Origin of the sequence: Streptomyces sp. NPDC013187, from assembly GCF_042899705.1 — a bacterium.
In the GTDB taxonomy this organism is placed as follows: Bacteria; Actinomycetota; Actinomycetes; order Streptomycetales; family Streptomycetaceae; genus Streptomyces; species Streptomyces hawaiiensis_A.
In genome coordinates, this window is sequence record NZ_JBIBAF010000009.1 from 218,324 (window position 1) to 236,620 (window position 18,297).

At 72.6% G+C, this 18,297-nt stretch carries 15 protein-coding genes; 8 read left to right on the forward strand and 7 right to left on the reverse strand.

The window, feature by feature from the left end; all coding sequences use genetic code 11:
- The first annotated feature begins 74 nt into the window (after window positions 1-74).
- Together ACFY5B_RS20915 and ACFY5B_RS20920 are read left to right on the forward strand one after the other, a co-directional pair.
- Window positions 75-1,466 carry an MFS transporter gene (locus tag ACFY5B_RS20915; protein WP_389971633.1) on the forward strand — a complete coding sequence of 464 codons (1,392 nt, stop codon included), beginning with the start codon at window positions 75-77 and terminating at the stop codon, window positions 1,464-1,466.
- 233 nt (window positions 1,467-1,699) lie between these two features.
- Window positions 1,700-2,569: an alpha/beta fold hydrolase gene (locus ACFY5B_RS20920; protein WP_389971284.1), complete on the forward strand. Its 870-nt coding sequence runs from the start codon at window positions 1,700-1,702 to the stop codon at window positions 2,567-2,569.
- A 230-nt stretch (window positions 2,570-2,799) separates the two neighbouring features.
- Here ACFY5B_RS20920 and ACFY5B_RS20925 read toward each other — a convergent pair whose 3' ends face one another.
- The 4 genes from ACFY5B_RS20925 to lnt form a co-directional block, all read right to left on the reverse strand.
- Window positions 2,800-4,704: a helix-turn-helix domain-containing protein gene (locus ACFY5B_RS20925; RefSeq protein WP_389971286.1), complete on the reverse strand. Its 1,905-nt coding sequence runs from the start codon at window positions 4,702-4,704 to the stop codon at window positions 2,800-2,802.
- 76 nt (window positions 4,705-4,780) lie between these two features.
- Window positions 4,781-5,581 (reverse strand): 3-hydroxybutyrate dehydrogenase, encoded by an 801-nt coding sequence (locus tag ACFY5B_RS20930; protein ID WP_389971287.1) that lies wholly within the window; start codon window positions 5,579-5,581, stop codon window positions 4,781-4,783.
- A 54-nt stretch (window positions 5,582-5,635) separates the two neighbouring features.
- The gene (locus ACFY5B_RS20935) at window positions 5,636-6,115 is read right to left on the reverse strand and encodes an NUDIX domain-containing protein (protein WP_389971289.1); all 480 of its coding nucleotides are present in this window, start codon (window positions 6,113-6,115) and stop codon (window positions 5,636-5,638) included.
- Window positions 6,116-6,183: 68 nt separating this feature from the next.
- The gene (gene lnt, locus ACFY5B_RS20940; RefSeq protein WP_389971291.1) at window positions 6,184-7,800 is read right to left on the reverse strand and encodes an apolipoprotein N-acyltransferase; all 1,617 of its coding nucleotides are present in this window, start codon (window positions 7,798-7,800) and stop codon (window positions 6,184-6,186) included.
- Between the two features lie 217 nt (window positions 7,801-8,017).
- Here lnt and ACFY5B_RS20945 point away from each other — a divergent pair, with 217 nt between their 5' ends.
- Window positions 8,018-9,091 carry an O-antigen ligase family protein gene (locus ACFY5B_RS20945; protein WP_389971293.1) on the forward strand — a complete coding sequence of 358 codons (1,074 nt, stop codon included), beginning with the start codon at window positions 8,018-8,020 and terminating at the stop codon, window positions 9,089-9,091.
- 170 nt (window positions 9,092-9,261) lie between these two features.
- Here the strand turns inward: ACFY5B_RS20945 and ACFY5B_RS20950 are convergent, their stop codons facing one another.
- Window positions 9,262-9,816 carry a hypothetical protein gene (locus tag ACFY5B_RS20950; protein WP_389971295.1) on the reverse strand — a complete coding sequence of 185 codons (555 nt, stop codon included), beginning with the start codon at window positions 9,814-9,816 and terminating at the stop codon, window positions 9,262-9,264.
- 126 nt (window positions 9,817-9,942) lie between these two features.
- The gene (locus ACFY5B_RS20955; RefSeq protein ID WP_389971297.1) at window positions 9,943-10,728 is read right to left on the reverse strand and encodes a glutamate racemase; all 786 of its coding nucleotides are present in this window, start codon (window positions 10,726-10,728) and stop codon (window positions 9,943-9,945) included.
- Between the two features lie 39 nt (window positions 10,729-10,767).
- Here ACFY5B_RS20955 and ACFY5B_RS20960 point away from each other — a divergent pair, with 39 nt between their 5' ends.
- Window positions 10,768-11,958 (forward strand): glycosyltransferase, encoded by a 1,191-nt coding sequence (locus tag ACFY5B_RS20960; protein WP_389971299.1) that lies wholly within the window; start codon window positions 10,768-10,770, stop codon window positions 11,956-11,958.
- Window positions 11,959-11,973: 15 nt separating this feature from the next.
- Here ACFY5B_RS20960 and ACFY5B_RS20965 read toward each other — a convergent pair whose 3' ends face one another.
- Window positions 11,974-13,257, reverse strand: coding sequence for a TerD family protein (locus ACFY5B_RS20965; protein ID WP_389971635.1), 1,284 nt, complete (start codon window positions 13,255-13,257; stop codon window positions 11,974-11,976).
- A 298-nt stretch (window positions 13,258-13,555) separates the two neighbouring features.
- On the opposite strand from ACFY5B_RS20965, the gene ACFY5B_RS20970 reads away from it, so the two are divergent.
- The 4 genes from ACFY5B_RS20970 (at window position 13,556) to ACFY5B_RS20985 (ending at window position 18,290) form a co-directional block, all read left to right on the forward strand.
- Window positions 13,556-13,984, forward strand: a complete 429-nt coding sequence (locus ACFY5B_RS20970; protein WP_362246813.1) for a DUF6643 family protein — start codon at window positions 13,556-13,558, stop codon at window positions 13,982-13,984.
- Window positions 13,985-14,028: 44 nt separating this feature from the next.
- A complete protein-coding gene (locus tag ACFY5B_RS20975) occupies window positions 14,029-14,856 on the forward strand; it encodes an MOSC domain-containing protein (RefSeq protein ID WP_389971301.1) in 828 nt (275 codons plus the stop codon).
- Between the two features lie 164 nt (window positions 14,857-15,020).
- The gene (locus tag ACFY5B_RS20980; RefSeq protein ID WP_389971303.1) at window positions 15,021-15,626 is read left to right on the forward strand and encodes a hypothetical protein; all 606 of its coding nucleotides are present in this window, start codon (window positions 15,021-15,023) and stop codon (window positions 15,624-15,626) included.
- Window positions 15,627-15,854: 228 nt separating this feature from the next.
- Window positions 15,855-18,290 (forward strand): right-handed parallel beta-helix repeat-containing protein, encoded by a 2,436-nt coding sequence (locus ACFY5B_RS20985; protein WP_389971305.1) that lies wholly within the window; start codon window positions 15,855-15,857, stop codon window positions 18,288-18,290.
- Window positions 18,291-18,297 lie beyond the last annotated feature (7 nt).

An 18,297-nucleotide genomic window follows, 5' to 3' on the forward strand; every position in this document is an offset into this window, starting at 1 on the left:
ACGCCTCTGACCTGCACGTTCCTACGGTGTGGCGACACACAAACGTCCCCGCCGAACAGCAGGAAGTGGTGCTGATGTCCTTCCCCGCGACCGCATCCCCACCCCCCGCCAGCCTCAAACGCATCGTCGCCGCCAGCCTCATAGGCACCACCATCGAGTGGTACGACTTCTTCCTCTACGGCTCCGCCGCCGCGCTCGTGTTCAACAAGCTGTTCTTCCCGGACTCCGACCCGCTCGTCGGCACCCTGCTGTCGTTCCTGACGTACGCCGTCGGGTTCGCCGCCCGGCCCCTGGGCGCGCTGGTGTTCGGGCACTACGGCGACCGGCTCGGGCGTAAGAAGCTGCTGGTGCTGAGTCTGCTGCTGATGGGCGGGGCGACCTTCGCGATCGGGCTGCTGCCGACGCACGCCTCCATCGGGACGGCCGCGCCGGTGCTGCTCACCGTGCTCCGGCTGGTCCAGGGGTTCGCGCTCGGCGGCGAGTGGGGCGGCGCCGTCCTGCTGGTGTCGGAGCACGGGGACGCCAGGCGGCGCGGGTTCTGGGCGTCGTGGCCGCAGACCGGCGCGCCGGCGGGGCAACTCCTCGCCACCGGTGTGCTGTCGCTGCTCACGGCCCTTTTGTCGGACGCCGCGTTCGGCAGTTGGGGCTGGCGGGTGCCGTTCCTGCTCTCCGGGGTGCTGGTGATCGTCGGTTTGTGGATTCGTCTGTCTGTCGACGAATCACCCGTCTTCAAGGAGGCGTTGGCCCAGGCCGAGGCCCGCAAGGCGGACGCGGCGGCGGATGCCGAGAAGCTGCCGCTCGTCTCCGTGCTGCGGCACCACTGGCGTGACGTCCTGGTCGCGATGGGGGCGCGCATGGCGGAGAACATCAGCTACTACGTCATCACCGCCTTCATCCTGGTCTACGCCACCACCTCGGCCGGCGTCTCCAAGCAGACCGCGCTGAACGCGGTGCTGATCGCCTCGGCCGTGCACTTCGCGGTCATCCCGGCGTGGGGCGCGCTGTCCGACCGGATCGGCCGCCGGCCCGTGTATCTGATGGGTGCGGTCGGTGTCGGGCTGTGGATGTTCCCCTTCTTCTCACTGATCGACACCGGCGGCTTCGGCAACCTGATCCTCGCCGTCACCGTCGGGCTGGTCCTGCACGGGGCGATGTACGCGCCCCAGGCCGCGTTCTTCTCCGAGATGTTCGCGACGCGGATGCGTTACTCCGGTGCCTCGATCGGCGCGCAGTTCGCGTCGGTCGCGGCGGGCGCGCCCGCCCCGCTCATCGCCACCGCTCTGCTGTCCGACTACGGCAGCTCCACGCCGATCGCCCTGTACGTCATCGCCGCCGCCGTGCTCACCGTCGTCGCGGTGGCGGCCGCCGAGGAGACACGGCACCGGGACCTGACCGACGCCGTGCTTCCCACCGACCGACAGGCGGACCGGAAGGACACCGCCGCGGAGGACGCCCGCACCGCCTGACCGGGACCCGTGACCTCTGGCCCCCGCACATCCCATGACACCGTTGGCCGATCAGCCAGTTGTGTCCACGGCACCGCGGGGCATGAGGAAGGCTGTGTCGGGTTAGCACTCGTCGGCGAAGGGGCCAGCTTGCGCAGCCGGTCGGCCCGGTGGTCCTCGTGGGCGAGAGCGGCGTTGTCCTGGGCCGATAGGTGCCGTGGGCGGTGTGTCAACGAGGGCGGGAGGTTCGGACCTTGTTCGAGGGCTTTGAGACCAGGCGGGTTGAGGTCGATGAAGCATCGATCTTCGTTCGCTTCGGCGGGGAGGGGCCGCCGGTGGTGCTGCTGCACGGCCATCCCCGGACATCTGCGACCTGGCATCGCGTCGCCCCGCTCCTCGTCCGGCAGGGTTTCACGGTGGTCTGTCCCGATCTGCGGGGGTACGGCCGGTCCACCGGCCCGGCGCCTACCGCGGACCACACGGGGTACTCCAAGCGGGCCGTCGCCGGTGACGTGGTCGAGGTGATGCGTTCCCTCGGCCATGCCCGGTTCGCTCTCGCCGGGCACGACCGCGGAGGCAGTGTCGCGTTGCGTCTCGCGCTCGATCACCCCGACGCGGTCTCGCGGGTGGCGTTGATCGACTGTCTGCCCCTCACCGAGCATCTGTCCCGCATCACGGTCGACTTCGCCACGCAGTGGTGGCACTGGTTCTTCTTCGCCCAGCCGGACATTCCCGAGCGGGTCATCAACGCCGATCCGGACAGCTGGTACCACGGTGATCCCCAGAGCATGGGGCAGGAGAATTACGACGAGTGGCGCGCCGCCACGAGAAATCCCGACGTGGTGCGGGCGATGCTGGAGGACTACCGGGCCGGCCTCACCATCGACCGGCGGCACGAGGAAGACGACCGCGCCGCCGGGACACAGATCCGGTGCCCGGCACTGATCCTCTGGTCGCTCCGGGACGACCTCGAGGACCTGTACGGGGACCCGGTGAAGATCTGGCGGCAGTGGGCAACGGACGTACGCGGCCATGGCATCGACTCCGGGCACCACGTGGCCGAAGAGGCTCCGGAAAAGCTCGCGTCCTCCCTTGCGGGCTTCTTCGCCGGACGGCCTGAGTGAGAGACCTCTGGGCCGCCTCCCGCAGAACGACGTGGGGGAGTGCTCAGCGCACGAGTTCTGCCCAGCCGGCCTCAGGGCTGCCAGATGGGATGTGCGGGTACCGGCCCACCAGGCGTTGAGGCGGTGAAGAGGTCATAGCGGTGGCGGTGAGTTGACGCTGTAGCCGCGCCTTTGCCAGACCGCGATACCGGCACCGCCGCAGACCGAAGGCTCGAACACCTGCGCTGGGGTCAATGCGGTGCCGGCGCCGACAAGCGGTGCAGGCGCAGCGCGAGCTGGATCTCCAGGGCCCGGGCCGGGCTCTGCCAGTCGTCGCCGAGAAGGCGCCCGACGCGCTCCAGGCGCTGGGCGACCGTGTTCACATGGACGTGCAGTTCGTCCTTGGTGCGCGCGGGGCTCATGCCACACGTGAAGTACGCGTCGAGGGTGCGCAGCAGTTCCGTGCCGCGCCGCCGGTCGTAGGCGACGACCTCGCCGATGGTGCGGTCGACGAAGCCCGGGATGTCCCGGTCGCCGGCCAGGAGCAGTCCCAGGAACCCGAAGTCCTCGGCGGCTGCGCCGTCCCCCGAGCGGCCGAGGACGCGCAGGGCTTCGAGGCAGCGGCGGGCCTCCGCGTAGGCCGTGGCCACGGCCTCGGGGCGGGTCGCGAGGTCCTCGGCGGGTGCGGAGGCGCCTACGGTGACCGGTGCGTGGACCGCCGTGCCCAGGTGCCGGGCGGCGCGGCGGGCCAGATCGGTGCCGGTGTCGCCGGGACCGAGGGGCAGCAGCAGGACGGTGCCTCCGTCGCGTGCGGCGGCCAGGCCGTGACGGGTGGCGGCCAGGTGGGACGCCGCCGCAGCCAGGCGTCTGCGGGCGTCGGCCTCCTGGTCGGCGTCGGTGGCGTCGCTCTCCAGTCGCGCGGCCAGGAGCACGTGGAGGGCGTCGAGGTCGGCGTGGAGCCGGGCCGCGCGTTCCCGCAGCAGGCGAGGGTCGCGGGCGCGGGCGTCGAGCAGGTCGTCGAGAAGCTCACCGCGCACGCGCTGTTCGGCCTCGGCGGCGGATCTGCGGGCCAGGAGCAGCAGGGAGGTGACCATCGCGGCACGCTCCAGGGTGCGCTGGTCTACGGGGTCGAGCCCCGGGTGCCCGCGCAGTACCAGGGCTCCGAGCACTTCGCCGCCGGCGGCGACGGCGGCGATCCAGTCGTCCTCGTGCAGCACCGCGTGTCCCTGCGCGCCGGACTTCTCCAGGGCACCGGCGGGTGCGGCTGCGGCCTCGGCGAACTCGACCGTCCCGTCGAGGATTTCGGAGACCGCGGCGGCCACGTCGTGCACCCCGCCGCCGTGCAGGACGAGTTCGGCGAGCCGGTCGTGCACGTCGGAGGCGCGCTCGATGACACCGCTGCGGTCCCGGATGATCTCGTTCGCCCGCTCCAGGCCGGCGAGGGCGGACCGGGTCTCGGCGAGCAGGTTGGCGGTGTCGATGGCGGCCGCGGCGAGGGCGGCGAAGGAGCCGAGCAGGGCGATCTGCTCCCGCTCGAAGACCCGGGCGCGGCGGTCCGCGGCGAACAGCACGCCGATGACGTGGTGCCCCAGCGTCAGCGGCACACCGAGGATGGCCACCAGTCCTTCGTCCCGCACGCCCGCGTCGATGGTGAGGGTGTGCTGGAAACGGTCGTCCTTGAAGTAGTCGTCGGTGACATAGGGACGCGCCGTCTGTGCGACCAGGCCGCCGAGCCCCTCCCCCATGCCGAGCCGCAGTTGCTGGAACCGGGCCGCGACCGAGCCCTCGGTGACCCGCATGTAGGTGTCGCCGCGCTCCGTGTCGTGCAGGCTGAGGTAGGCGACGTCCGTGCCCAGCAGCGAGCGGGCACGCTGCACGATCGCCCGGAGCACGGCGTCGAGGTCGCGCAGCCCGGCGAGGTCGTGGGCGGTCTCGAAGAGTGCGGACAGCTCGGCCTCGCGTCGGCGGCGTCCCTCCAGCTCGGCGCGTACGCGCAGGGCGAGCGGCTTGGCCTGCCGGAGCGCGGCGATACACTCCGCCGGGCGCCCCTCGGCACGCGCGAGCAGCTCCGGTTGCTCATAGGCGTCGGCCGACGCGCCGCGGGCCAGGAGCTCGAGGAACGGCATTTCGGCGGACTGCACGTGATCGCTGGACATGCTCACAGGATTCACCATGGTCGGGCCGCCCCGTCAGCCCTGTGGACAACTCCCCCGGGCCGACGGGTCCGGCCGTTCAGTGGGCGGTCCAGCCGCCGTCGAGCACGAGCGAGCTACCGGTCACGAAGGACGCCTGCGGGCTGCACAGATACGCCACCGCCTCGGCGACCTCCTCCGGCTCGATGAGCCGTTTGACGGCGCTGTCCTGCAGCAGCACCTCGGACAGGACGCGTTCCTCGGGGATGCCGTGTGCCTGCGCCTGGTCGGCCAGCTGCTTCTCGACCAGTGGGGTGCGCACATAGGCGGGGTTCACACAGTTCGAGGTGACACCGTGGGGCGCTCCTTCGAGGGCGGTGGTCTTGGACAGTCCCTCCAGCCCGTGTTTGGCCGCCACATAGGCCGACTTGTAGGCCGACGCGCGCAGCCCGTGCACGGAGGACACGTTCACCACGCGGCCCCAGCCCTGTCCGTACATGTGGGGCAGGGCCCCGCGGATGAGCCGGAAGGGTGCCTCCAGCATCACGGTGAGCACCGTGTGGAAGACCTCGGGCGGGAACTCCTCGATGGGCCGCACCAGTTGGATCCCGGCGTTGTTGACGAGGATGTCGGTGCCCGCGGCGGCGAGTTCGGCGGCGTCCAGGTCGGTGAGGTCGAGCAAGTGCGGCTCCACCGTGCCGGCGAGGCCGTGCCCCTGGCCGGCCAGGGTCTCCAGGCCCGCCGCGTCCCGGTCGACGGCTCTCACCTTGGCTCCGGCGGCGGCGAGCCGCAGCGCGCAGGCACGGCCGATGCCGCCGGCGGCGCCGGTGACGAGCGCGGTGCGGCCGCCCAGGTCGAGTGGGGAGGCGTGGAGGGCCAGGAGGGCACGGGGCGCGGTCATGGTTCGACCCTAGGCAGCGCCGACACCCCACCCCATGTGGTCACGCCCCATAGTTCAGCCGGAGGCAGTGGGGTCGAACCATGTGGGGGCGTCCGACAGGGCCTGCTTGATCCGGTGTACGCCAAACTCGTTCAGCTCGGGCAGCGCGTCGACGTCGAACCAGGCCACGTCCAGCGACTCGTCGTCGTTGACCCGAGCCTCGCCGCCGACGGCCCGGCAGCGGAAGGTGATGTCCATGTACTGGCAGGTGTCGCCGTTCTCGTAGGTGACGGGCTCCAGAGCCTGGACGAGGACGACCCGTTCGGCGACGCAGCGTACGGCCGTCTCCTCGTAGACCTCACGCACCGCGCAGGCGGCGGGCTGTTCCCCGGGGTCGGGGATGCCGCCGAGCACGGACCACTTGCGGGTGTCGGCACGGCGGTTGAGCAGCACCCTGCCCTCGTCGTCGAAGACGAGGGCGGTGACACCGGGGAGCCACAGCAGCTGGTGACCGGCCGAGGCACGGAGTGTGCGGATGAAGTCGGGAGTAGCCATGCCGTCGACCCTAACGGGCCGCTCAGGGCGCCCCGGTGCGATTCAAACGGCGTGCGACGGGCGTACGGTCACACGTCACCGGCGCGTCGCCCGCGCGACCCGGCGCCGACGGCCCAGCCGATGCCGCCGGCCGCGACCAGGACGAGGGCGATCTCCGGCAGGATGCCGAGTCGCGTGGCGGGGGTCTGCGAGGAGCGCAGCGGCACCTTCTGTACCAGGGAGTCGGCCACGAACATGCCGGTCCTCTGGGTGATCCTGCCGTCCGGCATGATGATGGCGCTGACGCCGCTGGTCACGGGTACCGTCACGGTGCGGCTGTGCTCGACCGCGCGCACCCGGGACATGGCGAGCTGCTGGTAGGTCATCTCGCTGCGGTCGAAGGTGGCGTTGTTGCTGGGCACGGAGATCATCTGGGCGCCGTCGGTGACCTCGGAGCGCACGGTCCAGTCGAAGGCCGCTTCGTAGCAGGTGACGAGGCCGACCTTGGCGCCGTCCATGGTGAACACGCCAGGCTCGGTACCCCGGCTGAAGTCCTGGCGGGCCATCTCCGTCCAGTTCTTGTTGATCGCCCCGACGAGCCGGCGCAGCGGGAGGTACTCGCCGAACGGCTGGATCTGGCGCTTGTCGTAGGTGTCGACGGGGCCCTTCACCGGGTCCCACAGGATCTGCTCGTTGTACAGCTTGCCGTCCCGCTCCACGACGCCGCCCACCGAGACGGGCACGCCGATGGACTTCGCGGCGGCGTCGATGACGGCACGGGCGTCGGGGTTGGCGAAGGGATCGATGTCGGAGGAGTTCTCCGGCCAGAGCACGAAGTCGGGTCGCGCGACCTTTCCGGCCTTGACCTCGGCGGCCAGGCGCTCCGTCTCGCGCACGTGGTAGTCGAGTACGGCCCGGCGCTGGGAGTTGAAGTCGAGGCCGGCGCGGGGCACGTTGCCCTGGATCACCGCGACGGTGGCGGTGCCGTCCTCGGCCGTGTCGCTCACGAGCGGCCGGGCCGCGACGGCGCCCACGGCCGGGACTGCCAGGCTCAGCAGGCCCATGGCCGCCGCGGCACGCCGTACCTCACCGGTCCGCCGCCATCGCACGGCCAGCCGGACGACCTCGTACAGTCCGAAGCCGCACAGGACGACCGCGAAGCCGAGCACGGGGGTGCCTCCCACCGCGGCGAGCGGCAGGAACACTCCGTCCGCCTGTCCGAAGGCGACCTTGCCCCAGGGGAATCCGTTGAAGGGCGCACGCGCGCGTGCCGCCTCGCCGGCGATCCACACCGCCGCGGCCCACACCGGCCAGCCGGGGAGCCTGGACACGGCCGCGACACCCGCGCCGACCGCGGCGACGAACAGTGCCTCGATCGCCACCAGGGCGAGCCAGGGGCCCGGCCCCACCTCCACCCCGGTCCACACCAGCAGCGGCAGCAGGAAACCGAGGCCGAAGAGGTAACCGAGGCCGAGTGCCGCCTTCCAGCCGCGGCCGCGCAGCACCCACCCGAAGACGGCGAACGCCGGCAGCGCCAGCCACCACAGCGTGCGGGGCGGGAAGGAGACGTAGAGGAGCAGGCCGGAGAGCGCGGCTGCGGCGGCCGGAGCGAGACGGACGAGCCGCCGGGCCCACGTCCGCGCCCCGGGCGCGGTCCGCGGCTCCAGCTGGTCCGACTCGCCGACGGAGGTTGCGGTGACGGTCACTCCCGGAGTGTAAGGCGCGTGACATGGGAGCCGACAGCGCGGTATGCACCGCGGACTCCCTGTTCATTTCGTCACGACACATCCTCAAACCGTCCACCAGCCGTTACGGTGTGCCCAGCCTCAGTCGTGCGGCCCGTGGCGGCCCGTGACGACGGGGGTCTTCACGAGTCGGGGGCGACGGTGCGCCGGGGGGCGGGGCGGGGTGGGTTCCAGCGGGATGACGTCTGCGTCCGGGCCGGACGCGGACGGCGAGAGACGAATCGTTTCTGACGCGGCCGGTGTCGTGGTGCTGGGCGCCTGTGCCGCCTGGTCACTGGTCACGGCGGCCGTGCACGACGGCAGGCCCGAGGGGGTGCTCCTGGCGGTGCTGGCCGTGGCCGCCGGATACGCCGCCGGACGGATCGGCGGGGCGTTGCTGCCCGTCGGCGCGCCCTTCGCCGGGGCACTGTCCGGCATCGCGCTGACGGTGGCCGTTCCCCACCTCGCGCCGGGCCCGCAGATCGCCGCACCGCTCGGGCATGCGGGGGCCACCGCCGCCGTACTGACACTGTCGGCCGGTGCGGCGTGCTGCGCGGCCTGGGCCACGCCGGTACCGGCCGTTCGGTTCGCCCTGCGTCTGCTGGCCGCCGGAACCGCGGTGCTTGCGGCCGTGCTTGGTTCCACCAGCGGCTTCGCGACCTGCCTCGCGGTGCTGCTGTGCTCGCTGGCGGCCGGCCGCACCCGTCACCGCGGCGCCGGTACGGCCGTTCTGGCCGCGGTCGCCGCCCTGGTCATCGGTGCGGTCTGGGCGGTTGCCGCGCGGGCCGTACCGGGCGGCTTCGTGGCGGCTCTGGAGGGGCGGCTGACGACGCATCGCGTGCGGCTGTGGCAGGACGCATGGCAGCTGCTGGGCGACGACACGCTGCTGGGGGCCGGCCCGGGCCGCTTCGGGGAGCTCAGTTCGACGTCCGCCCAGTCCCTGCTGTCCGACGACAAGCCCCACTCGGCGCCCCTGCAACAGGCGGCGGAACAGGGGATCGTCGGGGTGGCCCTGCTCGCGGCCGTGTTCGGCTGGGTCCTGTACGCCCTGTGGCGCGGTCCGCGCCCGACCCCGGTGGCGCTCACCGCGGGCGCGGCCCTGACGGCACTCGCGGCGATCGCCGCCGTCGGCAACGCCTTGAGCTTCACGGCGGTGTCCGTCGGAGCGGGCCTGCTGGCGGGCATGGCCACGGCGCGCCCCCTCGCCGACGAGCCGTCGGACCGTACCGCGCGAGGCCAGGCGCGCGGAGCGGGACGCACGCCTGCGTGGTGACCGGCTGGCACCTGGCGTCCGGCGCCACGGGCGTCACCACCCTGTGATCACAGTCCAGCGATCACAAACCGGTGCTCACAGACCGGCGATCACAGCCCTTGATCACGGTCCGGCGATCACAGACCGTGATCAGTGCGGGTGATCACAGTCGGTGACGGGATCCCGGCGGTTCAGTGCGCGGGGGCGCCCGGCTTGGTGGGCCGCAGCCGTGCCTCGATCACCCGTACGGCGGTCTCCGCGTCGTCCACGGTGATCGTGAAGGTGTGCCCGTCCCACAGTTCGAGCTCGACGCCCTCGCCGCGTCGCACGACCACCGCGGTGCCCTTCTCCGGCCGCCACCGGTATCCCCAGCCGCCCCAGTGGCGGGGGGTGACATGGGAGATGTACGTGGCGCCGGCCACGTTGGAGAGCGGGATACGGCGGCGGGGCACGCCGATGTGACCGCAGCGCACCTCGAGGTGTTCCTCGTCGACTCGCAGGGCGACGTGCACGAAGGCGAGCGTTCCGAAGAGGACCAGCAGCCCGGCGGCGATGCAGCCGACGACGGCCATGACCAGCGGGGCGATGCCGGAGGTCCAGGCCGAGTCGACGGCCAGCTCGATGCCGAGCGCCATGCAGGCGGCGCCCACGAGCGCCAGCAGCCACTGCACCCGGTTCGTGGCACGGCCGGTCCAGACGTCCGTGTGCGGGTGGGGGGCGTTGTCGCCGTGGCGGTGGTCCCTCATGTCTTTGAGGGTACTCAGGTTTCGCTCCGCTGGTACCTCGTGGCGGAGCGTGACTGCGCCGGGCGGGCGTCACGCCGACCCGGCTGGCCGAGGCCCCTCGGTGACCTTCGGTGACCGGTTCCCCGGTCAGCTAGCGGGCGTGACCGCTTGCAGCAGACGCCCTTCGGCGTACGCCAGGGCGGGGGCGGGCAGCGTGCCCTCGCGTCCGCTGAGCAGCACGGTGAGCGTGCCGTGCGGGGTGGCTCCCGGCGCGGGCTGCCGGCCGAGGCGGCGCAGGGCCTGGGCGGCCACCGCTCCGGCGGAGCCGTGCAGCACGAGGGGTGGGCGGCCGGGTCGCTGGACGGCGGCCCGGATGCGCTCGGCGACCAGCTCGTAGTGGGTGCAGCCGAGGACGACGGTGGTCACCTCGTCCGGGGTGAGGGCGGCGGCCGCGGACACCGCCGCGTCGATCGCCGCCTCGTCCGCGCGTTCCACGGCCTCGGCGAGGCCCCAGCAGGGCACCTCGGTGACGGGCACGCCACCGGCGAAGTCCTTGATCAGGTTCTGCTGGTAGGGGCTGCCCGTGGTGGCCGGGGTCGCCCAGATGGCGAGGTGGCCGCCGCCCGCCGCGGCCGGTTTGATCGCGGGGACGGTGCCGATGACCGGAAGCTCCGGTTCGAGACGGGCGCGCAGGGCGGTCAGCGCGTGCACGGTCGCGGTGTTGCAGCCGACGATCAGGGCCTCGGGGCGGCGCGCTGCGGCGGCTTCGGCGACGGCCAGGGCGCGCTCGGTCAGGTCCTCGACGGTGCGCGGGCCCCACGGCATGCCGTCGGGGTCCAGGGAGAGCACGAGATCGGCGTCGGGGCGCAGCCGTCGTACCGCTGCGGTGGCCGCCAGCAGACCGATTCCGGAATCCATGAGCGCGATCTTCACCCGATCACGATAGACGATGAGCCGTCCGGGGCAGCGCCGGTGGGGCAGACTGCGCCCGTGAGCGCCGTTGTGTGGACTGCCGCTGGATCACTCCTCGCCTGGTTGTGGCTGCTGCTCTGTCAGGGCTTCTTCTGGCGCACCGACGTGCGACTGCCGTCGCGCGCGGAACCGGACGTGTGGCCGTCCGTGTGCGTCGTCGTCCCCGCCCGCGACGAGGCGACCGTGCTGCCCGCCGCGCTGCCCCCGCTGCTCCTGCAGGACTACCCGGGACGGGCGGAGATCTTCCTCGTCGACGACGGCAGCTCGGACGGCACCGGTGATCTGGCGCTGGAGCTGGCACGCCGGCACGGCGGGCTGCCGCTGACGGTGGAGTCTCCGGGCGAGCCTCCGGCGGGCTGGACCGGCAAGCTGTGGGCGGTGCGCCACGGCATCGGGCTGGCACGCGCGCGTGATCCCGAGTACCTCCTCCTGACGGACGCCGACATCGCGCACGCTCCGGACAGTCTGCGCCAGCTGGTGGCGGCGGCCCGTTCCGGTGGATACGACGTCGTCTCCCAGATGGCCCGGCTGCGGGTGGAAAGCGTGTGGGAACGGTTCGTCGTGCCGGCGTTCGTCTACTTCTTCGCGCAGCTCTACCCCTTCCGCAGGATCGCCGCGGCGGGCCGGACGGCGGCCGCCGCCGGGGGCTGCGTCCTGCTGCGGGCGCAGACCGCGGAGCGGGTACGGATTCCGGACGCCATCCGGCACGCCGTGATCGACGACGTGGCGCTCGCCCGGGCCGTCAAGCGCGGCGGCGGCCGCGTCTGGCTCGGGCTCGCCGAGCGCGTGGACAGCGTGCGGCCGTATCCGCGCCTGCACGACCTGTGGCGCATGGTCTCGCGCAGCGCGTACGCCCAGCTGCGGCACAGCCCCCTGCTGCTCGCCGGGACGGTCGCCGGATTGGCGCTGGTGTATCTGGTCCCGCCCGCGGCGGTCCTGACCGGCCTCGCCGCCGGCAGCCCGCCGACGGCGGTCCTCGGCGGTCTCGCGTGGCTCGTCATGGCGGGGACGTACGTCCCGATGCTCCGCTACTACCGGCAGCCGCTGTGGCTCGCTCCGCTGCTGCCCTTCACGGCGTTCCTCTATCTCCTCATGACCGTCGACTCGGCGGTGCAGCACTACCGGGGACGGGGTGCGGCCTGGAAGGGCCGTACCTACGCCCGCCCGGACGCCCTGCCCGACGAGGGCTGACGGCAGCGGCAGGGATCACTTCCGGCCGGGGGTCCAGTTCATGCCCCAGCCGTAGGCGTGGTCGACGGTCCGCTGCGGACTCACCCCGCGCTCGGGCACCAGGTAGCGCGCCTCACGCTGCACGACCAGGTCGCCTCCGGTGTTGGTGATCAGGGCGAGCGCGCACACGAGCGAGGGAACCGTGCACTCGTCGAGGGAGAACTCGATCGGCGCCCCGTGCTGCGGCTGGAGCGTGACCGAGGCGTGCAGATCGGCGAAGGAACGGGCGCCTTCGTAGATGGTGACGAAGACCAGGATGCGCCGGAAGGCGTTCTTGTGGTCGAGGTTGACGGTGAGGTTCTCACCGCTCGACACGCCGCCGGTGCGGTCGTCACCGTCGAGGTGGATGTACGGCGGCCGGTGCAGCGCTCCGAAGCTGTTGCCGAGGGCCTGGACGACGCCCTTGCTGCCGTCGGTGAGTTCGTACAGCGCGCACAGGTCGAGGTCGAGGTCGGAGTGCATCGCGGTCGGGCGCCCGAACTTGCTGCTCCACCCCGAGAACTGCTTGCGCACCTCCCAGTTGAGGTTGACGTGCAGCGCTCCGGAGGTGCCGCCCTGCTTGGTGAGGGAGACGGACGGGGCCGCCTTGGTGAGCGTCACCTTGGTGAGGCGGACGGGCGTGGGCGGCGCGGCGGGTGGGGGCGGCGCCGGGGACCGCGGCACGGACGGGGGGACGTACGCGGCTGCGGGCGGCGCCGCGGCGGGGGACGGTGCCGTGGCGGGGGACGGTGCCGCCTGCTGCGGTTCGTCCACCGTGATGCCGTAGTCCGTGGCCAGGCCTTCGAGGCCGCTGCTGTAGCCCTGGCCCACGGCGCGGAACTTCCAGGTGCCCTGGCGACGGTAGAACTCGCCCAGCACGAAAGCGGTTTCGGTGGTGGCGCCGGGGTTGTCGAAACGGGCTACCGGCGTGCCCTGGGCGGCGTCCTGGACCTCGATGTACAGGTTGGGGACCTGCCCGAACGTGCCGCCGTCGGCCGATGCGGCGAGGACGACGGTCTCGATGGCGGGTTCCACGCGCGCGAGGTCGACGAGGAGCGTGTCGGTCACCCGGCCGTCGGTGGTGCGCTTGCCCTCGTGCCGGATCGCGCCGGAGGAGTGCGCGGGCTGGTTGTAGAAGACGAAGTCCGCGTCGGAACGGACCTTCCCGCTCACCAGCAGCAAAGCGGAGGCGTCGGTGTCGGGCACGCCCGCTCCGGCCCGCCATCCCAATTCCACCCGCAACGCGGCGGCCGGCACCGGAGTATTTGAACCTTTCAGCATTTGCATGTCCGCCCCCATTGCGTGTCGCCGATCCAGGCCCGTCCCGGCCGTCCGTCGAGTTTCGTGCGCACAACCTAATTGCTCGCCACGGCGAAGTCCCCCGCACGACCGCCACGAAGACCGGCGGCCGACCGCAGGTAACCCGCCCGGAGCTCGGCATTTACACGATCAAGGCCTCGTTCGCCGCCCCTTTTTGGCGAGTTCGCTCGCATTGGGGATCCCGGGTCACTGCGGACACGGAAAACAACCCTCTTATCGGTCTCCCCAACGAGCACATCGTTGGCTTAACTTATGTGGCATGACCTCCCCCCGCTCCACCTATGGCGGCGGCTACTACTCCGCCTCCTTCCCGGACACCCCGATCTACGACAGGCTCGTCGCCGAGCGGGGCACCCCGCAGATCGCCCCGATCCGGGTCCCCGCCCAGTACGACATGCCGGGCAGCAACCTGCCCGCCCTCCCATCGGCGCTGCCCGCCCTTCCGGCAGCCCCCTCCCAGTCCGCCTACGGCTATCCGCAGGCGCAGCAGCCCGCCCCGCTGCAGCAGGCGCCCGCGGCGTACATCCCACAGCAGGCCACCGCTCCGCGCGGCTACCCCGGCCCCCAGCCGCAGCAGCCGCGTCCGGCGGCCCCCGCGGGCTACGAGGCGATGCGCCCCGCGGCTCCCCGGCCGGCCCCGGCTCCCTATCAGGATCCGTACAACAGCCAGCAGTACCGCGGGTACTGAGCCGGACTCCTGGGGCTGTCGGTGCCGGCTGGCACGATGGCCCCATGGGGAACGCTCACCTGCACTCGATTCACGTCCATCCGGTCAAGGCGGTCCGGGGCCTGGCGCCCCGGCAGGCCGTCGTGGAGCCCTGGGGGCTGGCCGGGGACCGGCGCTGGGTGCTGATCGACGACGGGGGAAAGGTCGTCACGCAACGCCAACAGCCGCGACTCGCGCTCGTCGCCGCCGGACTGCTGCCCGGTGGCGGCGTCCGGCTGTCCGCGCCGGGCATGCCGCCGCTGGCCGTGCCCGTACCCCGGCCCTCGGTCACCGTGCCGGTGGAGATCTTCCGCGACAAGGTCGAGGCGGTCCCCGCCGAGGACGAGGCCGCCCACGCCTGGTGCAGTTCCCACCTCGGCATCGAGGTGCGCCTGGTGCACCTGGACGATCCGGCCACGCGCAGACCCATCGCCCCGGAGTACGCGCGACCCGGTGAGACCGTCTCCTTCGCCGACGGCTTTCCGCTGCTGCTCACCACGACGGCCTCGCTCGACGCCCTCAACTCCCTGATCGCGCGGGGCGAGTACGCGGGCGAGGGCCCGCTGCCGATGAACCGTTTCCGGCCGAACGTGGTCGTGACGGGCACCCCCGCGTGGGCCGAGGACGACTGGTCGCGCCTCGCCATCGGGGACGTGCCGTTCCGTGTGGCCAAGACCTGCGGCCGGTGCGTGGTGACCACCACCGACCAGGACACCGGCGAGCGCGGCCGCGAGCCCCTGTTCAGCCTGGGACGGCACCGTCGGCGCGACGGCAAGCTGGTCTTCGGCCAGAATCTGGTGCCGCTGTCCCGCGGCACGATCCGGGTCGGGGACCCGCTCCGGATCCTCGAATAGCTCTTCGGCCGGAACGGGAACCGAGCCGCGGGCCCGGGCGTTCGGGCTTGTGTGAGAAATTCGTGAGAGGCCCTGGGGAGAGGTGACTTCGCTCTCTCTTCGACGGGTCCGTGCGTGGACGGCTCCGCCGGGGAGTATCACGGAGCGGGAAGGGGGTGCAGGCAGTGCGAGCGATCAGCGGACTCTGGCGCTGGCGGCGCAATCCACTCTGCCGCGCGACCGACCTGGCCGAGGCCTGGGTGGCGCTGGCCGCCCTGCTGCTGATCCTGCTGGTCGCGCCGGTGGCCGGCTCGCTCGTCGGGAGGTCGGCCCAGGACGCGCTGCAGCGCTCGGTCCGGGCGCAGCACGAGGCGCGGCATCCGGTGACCGCCACAGTGGTCCGCAAGCTGGACCGCTCCCCGCTGGACTCCGACCCCGAGACATCGTCGGGCCGGGATCTGCGCACCCGCGTCCTCGCCGACTGGACCGCGCCGGACGGCACCGCGCACCAGGGCCCCGCCCTGGCGAGCCTCAAGGACCCGCAGCAGGGCGACACGTTCCGGATATGGACCGACCGGCACGGCCGGATGGTGCCTCGCCCGCTCGACTCCGCGACCGCCTCGACGCACGCGGTCCTCGCCGGCTTCGGCGCGGCCCTGGCGACCGGCGGGCTCATAGAGGGCGGCAGACGCCTGATCGTCTGGCGCATGGCCAGCCGCCGGTACGCCCGTTGGGACCAGGCATGGGACAAGGCGGGCCCGGACTGGGGCAGGACGGGCACCGGCAGCTGACGGCCTTCCGGCTCTGGTCAACCCACCACCCGCGCGCACGCTACGGTGGTCCGGCCGAACCGTTCGGCACAACCCGCGCGCGAGCGAGCCTCAGGGACGCGCCGGTGTCGATGCCGCGTGCGCGCCCAGGCCCCGAGGGCCGGGCTCGGTCGCGGTCGCGACCCCGGCCGGAGCGCCCCGACGGCGGACGAGCCATCAGTACGACCGAGGTGGGGGCACAGCTACACCATGGCACAGGGCACGGTCCAGGTGACGCACACCGGCACGTCGCGGTGGCGGCGCCGCACGGGTGAGTACGCATCGCTCGCCGCCGCCCTGGAGGCCGCGGCCGACGGGGACGTCCTCACCGTCGCGCCCGGCACCTACAGGGAGAATCTCGTGCTGCAGCGCGCGGTGACGCTGCGCGGCCCCGAGGGCTCCCCCGGCTCCGTGCGGATCGCGCCCGTGGACGGTGTGCCGCTGACCGTGCGCGCCTCGGCGGTGGTGCAGGACCTCCATGTGGAGGGCCAGGACGCCGCCGCCCCAGCCGTGCTGGTGGAGGAGGGCACCCCGGAGCTGCGGGACGTGCGGGTGGTGACGCGGTCGGCGGCCGGGATCGAGGTGCGCGGCAGCGCCCGGCCCACGGTGCGGCGCTGCGCGGTCGACAACCCGGCGGGCATCGGCATCGCCGTGGTCGACGGCGCGGGCGGGGTGTTCGAGGAGTGCGAGGTCGTCGCGGCCGGCCAGGCGGGCGTGGCGGTGCGCGGCGGCGCCCACCCCCGCCTGGAGCGCTGCCGGGTCCACCACACCTCGGGCTCGGGCCTGTCGGCGACCGGGGAGAACTCGGCGCTGGAGGCCGTGGGCTGCGAGATCTACGAAGTACGGGGCAGCGGTGTGCAGATCACCGGCCGGGCCACGGCGCACCTCACCGACTGCGATGTGCACCGCACGACGGCGGACGGGGTCACGCTCGACACGGACGCGGTGCTGACGCTCGCCGACTGCCGCATCCACGACATCCCGGAGAACGCGGTCGACCTGCGCTCGCGTTCCGTTCTCACCCTGACCCGCACCACGGTGCGGCAGTTCGGGCGCAACGGCCTGTCGGTGTGGGACCCGGGCACACGGGTGGACGCCAACCAGTGCGAGATCTTCGACAGCACGGGCGACTACCCGGCGGTGTGGGTCAGCGACGGCGCCACCGCCGTACTGGACTCCTGCCGGGTGCACGACGTGCCGGACGCGCTGTTCGTCCTCGACCGCGGTTCGCGTGCGGACGTCGTCGACACCGACCTGTCGCAGGTGCGCAACACTGCCGTGTCGGTGAGCGACGGCGCGACCGCGCAGCTCGACGACTGCCGGATCCGGGACGCGGCGACGGGTGCCTGGTTCCGTGACCACGGCAGCGGCGGCACGCTCAGCGGCTGCACGGTGGACGGCACCCAGACCGGCGTGATCGTCACCAAGGGCGCCGACCCCACCGTGGAGCGCTGCACGATCGACTCCCCCGCGGAGGCCGGGGTCTACGTCTCGGCCGGCGGCCGGGGCAGCTTCCTCAACTGCCGGGTGACGGGCAGCGGCGGCTACGGTTTCCACGTCATCGACGGCAGCCGGACGACGCTGCGGAAGTGCCGCACGGAGCGGTGTGCGCGCGGGGGTTACGAATTCGCGGACAGCGGCGCCGACGCGGCGTCCGGGGCGGGTCCCCTCGTCGAGGACTGCACGAGCGACGAGAGCGCGGGGCTGCGGGCGCCCGCGGCGCGGGAGACGGCCGTGCAGACGGTGAGCCACTCCCCCGGCCTGCTGGGCGCGCTCCCGGGACCGCGCACCGAACCGGAGCCTGAGGCGCCGACCGCCGAGCCCGAGCAGCCGGCCCGGACCTCCAAGGACGTCCTCGGTGAACTGGACGCGCTGGTGGGCCTGGAGAGCGTCAAGCGCGAGGTGCGCGCCCTGACCGACATGATCGAGGTCGGCCGGCGCCGTCAGCAGGCCGGTCTCAAAGCGGCCTCGGTCAAGCGGCACCTGGTCTTCACCGGCTCCCCCGGCACCGGCAAGACGACGGTCGCGCGGCTCTACGGCGAGATCCTCGCCTCCCTCGGCGTGCTGGAGAAGGGCCACCTGGTGGAGGTGTCCCGGGTCGACCTGGTCGGTGAGCACATCGGCTCGACGGCGATCCGCACCCAGGAGGCCTTCGAGAAGGCGCGCGGCGGCGTGCTGTTCATCGACGAGGCGTACGCGCTGTCCCCGGAGGACGCGGGCCGCGACTTCGGCAAGGAGGCCATCGACACGCTGGTGAAGCTGATGGAGGACCACCGGGACGCGGTCGTGGTGATCGTCGCGGGCTACACGGCCGAGATGGAGCGCTTCCTGTCCGTCAACCCGGGCGTGGCGTCCCGCTTCTCACGGACCATCACCTTCAGCGACTACGGCCCCGAGGACCTGCTGCGGATCGTCGAGCAGCAGGCGGAGGAGCACGAGTACCGGCTCGCGCCGGGCGTGGCGGAGGCCCTGCGGAAGTACTTCACGCTGCTTCCCAAGGGCCCCGCGTTCGGCAACGGCCGTACCGCACGGCAGACGTTCGAGGCCATGGTCGAGCGGCACGCGAGCCGGGTCGCCCAGCTCCCGGAGCCGAGCAAGGACGACCTGACGCTGCTCTACGCCGAGGATCTGCCCGAGCTGCTCTGAGGAGCCG

Bases quoted from the DNA above. Each gene is read 5' to 3' on its own strand.
- ACFY5B_RS20935 (WP_389971289.1), bottom strand. From the start codon at position 6,115: ATGGCTACTCCCGACTTCATCCGCACACTCCGTGCCTCGGCCGGTCAC.
- ACFY5B_RS20915 (WP_389971633.1), top strand. From the start codon at position 75: ATGTCCTTCCCCGCGACCGCATCCCCACCCCCCGCCAGCCTCAAACGC.
- ACFY5B_RS20930 (WP_389971287.1), bottom strand. From the start codon at position 5,581: ATGACCGCGCCCCGTGCCCTCCTGGCCCTCCACGCCTCCCCACTCGAC.
- ACFY5B_RS20970 (WP_362246813.1), top strand. From the start codon at position 13,556: ATGACCTCCCCCCGCTCCACCTATGGCGGCGGCTACTACTCCGCCTCC.
- ACFY5B_RS20975 (WP_389971301.1), top strand. From the start codon at position 14,029: ATGGGGAACGCTCACCTGCACTCGATTCACGTCCATCCGGTCAAGGCG.
- ACFY5B_RS20965 (WP_389971635.1), bottom strand. From the start codon at position 13,257: ATGCTGAAAGGTTCAAATACTCCGGTGCCGGCCGCCGCGTTGCGGGTG.
- ACFY5B_RS20950 (WP_389971295.1), bottom strand. From the start codon at position 9,816: ATGAGGGACCACCGCCACGGCGACAACGCCCCCCACCCGCACACGGAC.
- ACFY5B_RS20925 (WP_389971286.1), bottom strand. From the start codon at position 4,704: ATGTCCAGCGATCACGTGCAGTCCGCCGAAATGCCGTTCCTCGAGCTC.
- ACFY5B_RS20945 (WP_389971293.1), top strand. From the start codon at position 8,018: ATGACGTCTGCGTCCGGGCCGGACGCGGACGGCGAGAGACGAATCGTT.
- ACFY5B_RS20985 (WP_389971305.1), top strand. From the start codon at position 15,855: ATGGCACAGGGCACGGTCCAGGTGACGCACACCGGCACGTCGCGGTGG.